This window comes from Candidatus Methylomirabilota bacterium, from assembly GCA_027293415.1.
Classification (GTDB): domain Bacteria; phylum Methylomirabilota; class Methylomirabilia; order Methylomirabilales; family CSP1-5; genus CSP1-5.
In genome coordinates this window covers 1-6,114 of record JAPUFX010000060.1, presented here as the reverse complement: position 1 = coordinate 6,114, position 6,114 = coordinate 1, and the positions used below count along the sequence as shown (strand labels likewise).

General features: G+C 55.1%; 10 protein-coding genes. 3 read left to right on the top strand and 7 right to left on the bottom strand.

All coding sequences use genetic code 11. The annotated features are described in order from the left end of the window. Window positions 1-181, top strand: a 181-nt coding sequence (locus tag O6929_04445; GenBank protein ID MCZ6479648.1) for a hypothetical protein, incomplete at its 5' end; no start/stop codon positions are given. Between the two features lie 207 nt (window positions 182-388). Here O6929_04445 and O6929_04440 read toward each other — a convergent pair. Both O6929_04440 and O6929_04435 read right to left on the bottom strand, forming a co-directional pair. Beyond that, window positions 389-571: a hypothetical protein gene (locus O6929_04440; protein MCZ6479647.1), complete on the bottom strand. Its 183-nt coding sequence runs from the start codon at window positions 569-571 to the stop codon at window positions 389-391. Window positions 572-758: 187 nt separating this feature from the next. Further along, window positions 759-1,250, bottom strand: coding sequence for a hypothetical protein (locus O6929_04435; GenBank protein ID MCZ6479646.1), 492 nt, complete (start codon window positions 1,248-1,250; stop codon window positions 759-761). A gap of 97 nt (window positions 1,251-1,347) precedes the next feature. Between O6929_04435 and O6929_04430 the strand changes: the two genes are divergently transcribed. Together O6929_04430 and O6929_04425 are read left to right on the top strand one after the other, a co-directional pair. Next, window positions 1,348-2,037: a PilZ domain-containing protein gene (locus O6929_04430; protein MCZ6479645.1), complete on the top strand. Its 690-nt coding sequence runs from the start codon at window positions 1,348-1,350 to the stop codon at window positions 2,035-2,037. Further along, window positions 2,034-2,372, top strand: a complete 339-nt coding sequence (locus O6929_04425; protein MCZ6479644.1) for a PilZ domain-containing protein — start codon at window positions 2,034-2,036, stop codon at window positions 2,370-2,372. Before O6929_04430 ends, O6929_04425 begins: the two co-directional genes overlap by 4 nt. 552 nt (window positions 2,373-2,924) lie before the next feature. Here the strand turns inward: O6929_04425 and O6929_04420 are convergent. The 5 genes from O6929_04420 to O6929_04400 form a co-directional block, all read right to left on the bottom strand. Beyond that, complete coding sequence (locus O6929_04420; GenBank protein ID MCZ6479643.1) at window positions 2,925-3,299, bottom strand: thermonuclease family protein; 375 nt, start codon at window positions 3,297-3,299, stop codon at window positions 2,925-2,927. A gap of 40 nt (window positions 3,300-3,339) precedes the next feature. After that, a complete protein-coding gene (locus O6929_04415; GenBank protein MCZ6479642.1) occupies window positions 3,340-3,996 on the bottom strand; it encodes a hypothetical protein in 657 nt (218 codons plus the stop codon). 75 nt (window positions 3,997-4,071) lie between these two features. Next, window positions 4,072-5,112 carry a tetratricopeptide repeat protein gene (locus tag O6929_04410; protein ID MCZ6479641.1) on the bottom strand — a complete coding sequence of 347 codons (1,041 nt, stop codon included), beginning with the start codon at window positions 5,110-5,112 and terminating at the stop codon, window positions 4,072-4,074. A gap of 290 nt (window positions 5,113-5,402) precedes the next feature. Further along, complete coding sequence (locus O6929_04405) at window positions 5,403-5,588, bottom strand: DUF2914 domain-containing protein (GenBank protein MCZ6479640.1); 186 nt, start codon at window positions 5,586-5,588, stop codon at window positions 5,403-5,405. Between the two features lie 24 nt (window positions 5,589-5,612). Beyond that, window positions 5,613-5,912, bottom strand: coding sequence for a hypothetical protein (locus O6929_04400; GenBank protein MCZ6479639.1), 300 nt, complete (start codon window positions 5,910-5,912; stop codon window positions 5,613-5,615). Window positions 5,913-6,114 lie beyond the last annotated feature (202 nt).

Here is a 6,114-nt window from a genome sequence, read left to right as displayed (position 1 = left end):
CCCATCACGCCGCCTCCCCTTCTTCGGGCAAGACAAACCGAATCTTCTGCTCTGCCCAACCTTCGAATACGTCAAAAACTCGTCCCAAATTGATCCCGTCCGCGCCTCCTGCTTTGCTTTGGCATATCGAACAGCGGTGAATTATAAGCCCCCGACTAGCTTCCGCGGGCTTTTGAACTAGGATCACAGTGTAGCATTGAGGGCATTCCCACGACAGAGAAGTAATCTGAGTTGGGTCAATAGTTGTGTACTGCATGATCCCTTTCATCACGCCGCCTCCTCGGTGCCGAAGACAACATCCTCGAGCTTCTTTGCAAGCATGTCCAACAGGACGCTAGTCGATATATCCTCCTCGTCCCTAGGCCACCTGTTTCTTTCTTGACGACTTTTAATTGCTTCGCCATCTTGCATTCTTCCTTATTCCCTGCCCCATCAGCACCACGGCGGCGATCACGGCTATGGCTACATGTCCGGCCTGTTTCAACCGCCGATTCTCCCGCTCCACCCGCTCCAGCCGTCGTGCCAGGGTTTCAATCTCTAGCTCGACCATGGCCTCCTCCTTTCGTGCCATAGCGCTCCTGCTCGCGAGACGCGTGCGCAAAGACTTCTGGCAACCTGTCGATACTCCTCCATAGGACAAATTTTCGCCAGATCACCTGGTTGGTGTCATCCCGGATGACCTCGACTTTGATGCCTCCCGTTGCCCGTGTTGTTCTGATCATCGCCCCCGTTTCCCCTCCATCTCCCTCCCTCTCAAGCTACGGTGCGCTCCAGATGACCCTCCCGTCTTTGCCGATAAAGCGAAGGCGAGGTCCCGTTCCACTTAGTTGGGCCTGGCTCTGCCTCTCCCTATCGATTAAAGCCAACGTTACCGAGCCGTGTTTCGACACGCCGAGCCATGCCAGGTGCTTTCGGTCCACGTCGCGGCCCCTTTCATAGTCATAGAAGTATAGGGCTGGCGTATTATTCGAGAGCACGACCAGCTCGGCTCGTGTCAAGCCATTCTCATCCGCAAGGTGCAGGATCGGCCTGCCGTCGTCCATCACCTGCAAGCCGCCACGATTTATCCCTTTCGAATCCCTCAGGATGAACCGCTGCGCCTCAACCACCTTGCTCCCTGTGGCCTGCCCCATCAGTACCACAGCGGCGATCACGGCCAGGGCCACCACTCCGGCCTGCTTCAACCACCGATTCTCCTGCTCCACCCGATCCAGCCGTCCTGCCAGGGTTTCCATCGTTGGCTCGTTCATCGCGTCATCCCCCCTGTCTTCGCTCAAACAGCGTCTATTCGGCAAGGACCCCTCGCTCTGGCATGGTCCTTGCTCTCCTTCGCCGTGGAGGAAACTTGTGTCTTCCTACACACATGTCCGCGGTTACCCGCGCCTCATGGTCTGGTTACCCGTAGAGTGCACTCTCCTAAGCCAGGAGGCGCGCAAGGTGATCACCGGCAAGACCAACTCCATCAGTCCCGGGGGACTGGGACTGCTGCTGCCCGAGACCGTCCCCCTTAGGACCTCGGTAGTGGTCCAGGTCATGGAGGAAAAACCGCTGCCCGGGCTTGTTGTCTGGCGTGATAGGCCCATGTCAACCGATCTGATAACGAGCGTCCCCCATGGCTTTGCTTTTGATGAGCCGGTCGACGCAGACCGGATACTCCAATGGGGGTTCATCGCAAGAAAACGAGCCCATCCCCGAGTCCGAGTCCAGTTCGATGTGGAGTTCACCGGGGCGGGAAAGGAGCGACATGGCACTTGCCTGAGTCAGAGCAGGGGCGGGATGTTTATTACCACTATGGATGTTCCGCCCACACTAGGGACTGTGACCTTGCTCTCTTTTGAGCTGCACGAGACTTCCCACATGCTGCTGATCCCTGCGCAAGTAGTCTGGGTGGAGATCGGGCCGGGTGTGATCACCGGGATAGGGGTCAAGTTCCTCGCACTCAATCCCTCAGAGGATGCCTTGATCGGCGCTGTCGTCGATCGGCTTCTCGGGGAGCCTTCCCCATCGCCGGATTCTTCCCTTCCGCCGTCACCATGAATAACCCAACTGATACGCGACACTCGCCTCGTATTCCCTGCGACATCCCGGTGGAGTACCACATCAAAGGCGACCGCCCGCAGGAGGGGCGCATAACCGACATCGGGACCGGCGGGGCTCTCCTTACCACGCAACAGGCAATCCCGGTGGGTGCCCAACTGATCCTCCGGTTCCAACTCCCTCTCAGCAACCGCTTCATACAGACTTCCTGCACAGTGAAGTGGGCGGATCATGGCAGAGTCGGGGTGAAGTTCCCTGGCTTGAGTCGCTGGGATCAGCAAGAGATTTGGAAATACCACGCGAGAGAGTCGGCGCAGCAGCAGCTGGGCGGCTAGCGGCACTCTTGAACGAACATGCTATCACACTCATCAACGGCGTTTTTCCACAATGCATCGCATTTATTGAACGGATAGAGGAATAATTAATCTGGATTGGATATTCATTGCTGCCTGCCACTTACCGCCCCCGTTTCCCCTCCATCTCCCGCCGCACCGCCTTGATGCGATTGTTATGTCTTTCTACTCTTACTGGCCAGAAAGTGCTTAATTGCCAGAAACGGAATCAAAAAGAACAGGACGTTTAATACCTTTATAAGCGTCAACGTATAGAGAGTAAACTGGTCATAATCCTGCCGAGACATGTCAATCAAGATCGTATAAATCTGATAAAGGGTATCTCCTCCTAGTAAAACCACTACCCACACAAAGAGCGAGGCACCTACTGTGAACAGAAAGCACCTCAATAGTATTCCAGCAATGGCATCAAATAGTTGTGTTGTCTCTTCGCTCAATGATCCGCTCATTTGGCACTCCTCCAATCTCGTACTTACACATAACTATTACGTGGGCTGCAAAAGGACCGCGCTTTCCGGCAGTCTATCTCATACGTCACCTCCACAGCCCCCGTCCAGCCTCCCTCGCCTTCCGCTGGAGTTTGAGGAACAGGTCTTGGTGCTTTACATTCGGAGGCACGGTCATCACCTGCGCGAATCCATACTCCACCAGCCAAGCGTTCACAAAAGTGCCATCTTTCAGAAAGACATAAGCCAGTAGTCGCCCGTAGCGGTCCCGTTGCTCCACGTCAAATTCAAGGCTGACCGTTTTGCCATCCACCAGTTTGCGGTTGGCATCCGATGCCTCCTCGCCGTAGTGTTCAACCCCTTTCATGGGATGATGGGTTTCGGGGGTATAAATGCCGATATACCGAACCGTCACCTGATCTCCGAACACGCAGCAGACCCGGATAGTATCGCCGCCAATCACCCATCGCCCCTCCTAGCACGTCTCACACGCTTCCCCGTCTTCAGGTAAGATTGTACTCCTGAAAGATTAGTTTCTTAATTGCTGGCTCCTGTCCTCGGACTTCCTGAAGCGTTTTGCAGTCAGCAAGCTTTCTAATTGCTACCGCGATGTGATTTTCCTTGTCAAGAGCAAGCCAACGCTTTATGTAGTTATATTTTCCTATAGTAAGTTCCATTTCAGATACGTGCTCCTGCCAGCCCCAAATTCTATCATCAGCACCAAAGCCACCAAGGAACTGATCCACAAATTTTGTTGGGTTAATTGTAATTTCCCTACCATTTTGCCTCCATCCCTCTTGAATCCGGTCATCTATCACAAGGAAGTGCGAGAGTGATGAGAACCAACGATGCGCAATAATATTGCGGAGCTCATGGACATATTCTGCGATTAGTGAGAATTTGGTATCGGTTGTTGGACCATCCACGAACTTTTCCAAGTAAAACCGCGTCCCCTCAAGACCGGTCTTGCCGAAGATCATCTCCGATATCGTTTGTATGATTGCGTGAATTCCCAACCATGGCAGGTAGTAGAACCCATGTTCACGAGCCGTACGAATTTCGGGAAGAAAGTTATTATTAATTGAGTTTAGCAATGTAAGAGGAATTTCGCGTTCGCTTTGTACGGTAAATCTCTTAAGGCGATCTTCAAAAGTCTCCACGGCCTTCTCCTACATTTATTTCTTCATGATCTAGTTCCTACGGTGCGCTCCAGATGACCTTCTCGGCCTTACGCATTACTGGCTTCTTGAGCGAATGGCTTGTGCCCGTTCCTCAAACCTTTTTGCTTCATCCAATCTTCCAGTCTTCTTGTAAAGCCTTGCCATATTCTTCAACACAGTCGCCACTTTCGGATGGTCTGGCCCCAGGGCTTTTTCCTTTATGGCCAGGGAACGCTTGAACAACGGCTCGGCCTCGGCATACTTACCCTGGGCTTGATACACCCCCGCCAGGTTGTTCAGCGACGCGGCCACCTCGGGATGGTCTGGCCCCAGGGTCTTTTCCATAATCGCCAGGGCACTCTTGTACGAAGTCTCGGCTGCGGCGCATTTGCCCTGGACTCGATACAGGTCCGCCAGATTGTTGTACGCTATCGCCACCTGGGGATCGTTTCGCCCCAGAGTTCTTTCCCATATGCGCACTGCCCGCCGGTACAGGAGTTCGGCCTCAACGTACTTGCCCTGGGCTCGATACAGTTCCGCCAGATGGTTCGAGGCGGTGGCCACCTGGGGATCGTTTCGCCCTAAGGCTTTTTCCCATATTGCCAGTGCCCGTTGGTACAGGGGTTCGGCTTCGGCAAACTTGCCCTGCGAATAATAAAGTAGCGCTAGATTGTTCAAGTCTGTTGCAACACCCGGGTCATCCTTCCCAAGTGCCTTTTCATCGATAGCCAGGGCCCTTTTGTAGAGAGGCTCGGCCTCGGCATACCTGCCCTCGGCTCGGTACAGTTCCGCGAGATTGTTGAGGAGGGTCGCCACAGCGGGATCCTCTCGCCCGAGGGATTCTTCGCGTATGCCCAGCGCCCGCTGGTACAGGGGCTCGGCTTCGGCATACCTTTCCTGGACTTGATACAGCCCCGCCAGATTGTTCAGGGCTGTGGCCACAGCGGGATGGTCGGGACCAAATGTGTCTTCTGCAACCTTCAATGCTTCTTTCGCTATCGTGGCTGCTTCTGCATATCGTCCTTGTTCATACAGGGCTGTAACTTTTTCATTGAGCTCGTTCCACGATGTCTCCTGGGCGTAAGCTGGCAGAGCAATTGATACGGCTAGCACCATCAATACAGCAAGTCTTAATCGAGTCTTGATTCGCACATCCGTCGTTATTCTTTGGAACTGTAATTGCCCAGATCACACCGTGATCGTGCTCGGCTCGAAAAGCAAAAAGCCCTGCCGAGCCATTTCATACCCGAAAACGCCTCTTTTCTCATGTCTCATGGAGCGAAAGTGATTCTGCCGGATGTGGGCTAGGAGGAGACCATCAGTATCCCCTGCTGCTCAAGCAGTGTCAAGCCGCGGAATCACCGGTCGGGTGCCACCCCTTCGGTGATGGCTGCTCGGCGCGCTGTTCAGCGTTCTTGATCGGTTCCTTCATCGTCCGTTCCCTCGGCAGGCTCGACCAGGAAGGCTTTCGAGGAGAGAATCGTGCCGTCGGGCGTACGGGCCTCCACCCGCCACTCGCCGGTCCAAGCTGGGGAAATGGTCTTATAGCTCCAGGTCCGGAAGCGCGGCCCGTTGACCTCGAGGAGGACCACACTGACATTGCGATTTCGCCAGTACTAAAGATGGAGGATGGTCGTCGGCCAGGCCACCTCGACAACCTCGGTAAAGTAGTAGAGTCGACCAACCTCGGCGGGAACGGGGGAGGGCACCTGTACGGGTTCTCGGTCGACCACGGCGGTGGCAAGAACATCCCGGACCACCCGGGGGGTCGCCGTAGCCGGTTCGCCGTCTACCGGTTCCTGGTGGCCAGGCCGTTCGGGTTGTGTCTTTAGATTCGTCAAAGGAGCCCCGTCCGCGCCGGTGACCAGCACACCCATGATGGCGAGGCAGGCAGCCATACCGCAAACGGACTTCATGCTGCTATCTCCGGTGACGTGCCAGGTCCCCTTACGGTGCGCTCCAGATGACCTTCCCGTCTTTGTCGATAAAGCGAAGGCCAGGTCCCGTTCCACTTAGTTGGGCCTGGCTCTGCTCCCCCCTATCGATTAAAGCCAACGTTACCGAGCCGTGTTTCGACACGCCGAGCCATGCCAGGTACTTTCGGCCCACGTCGCGGCC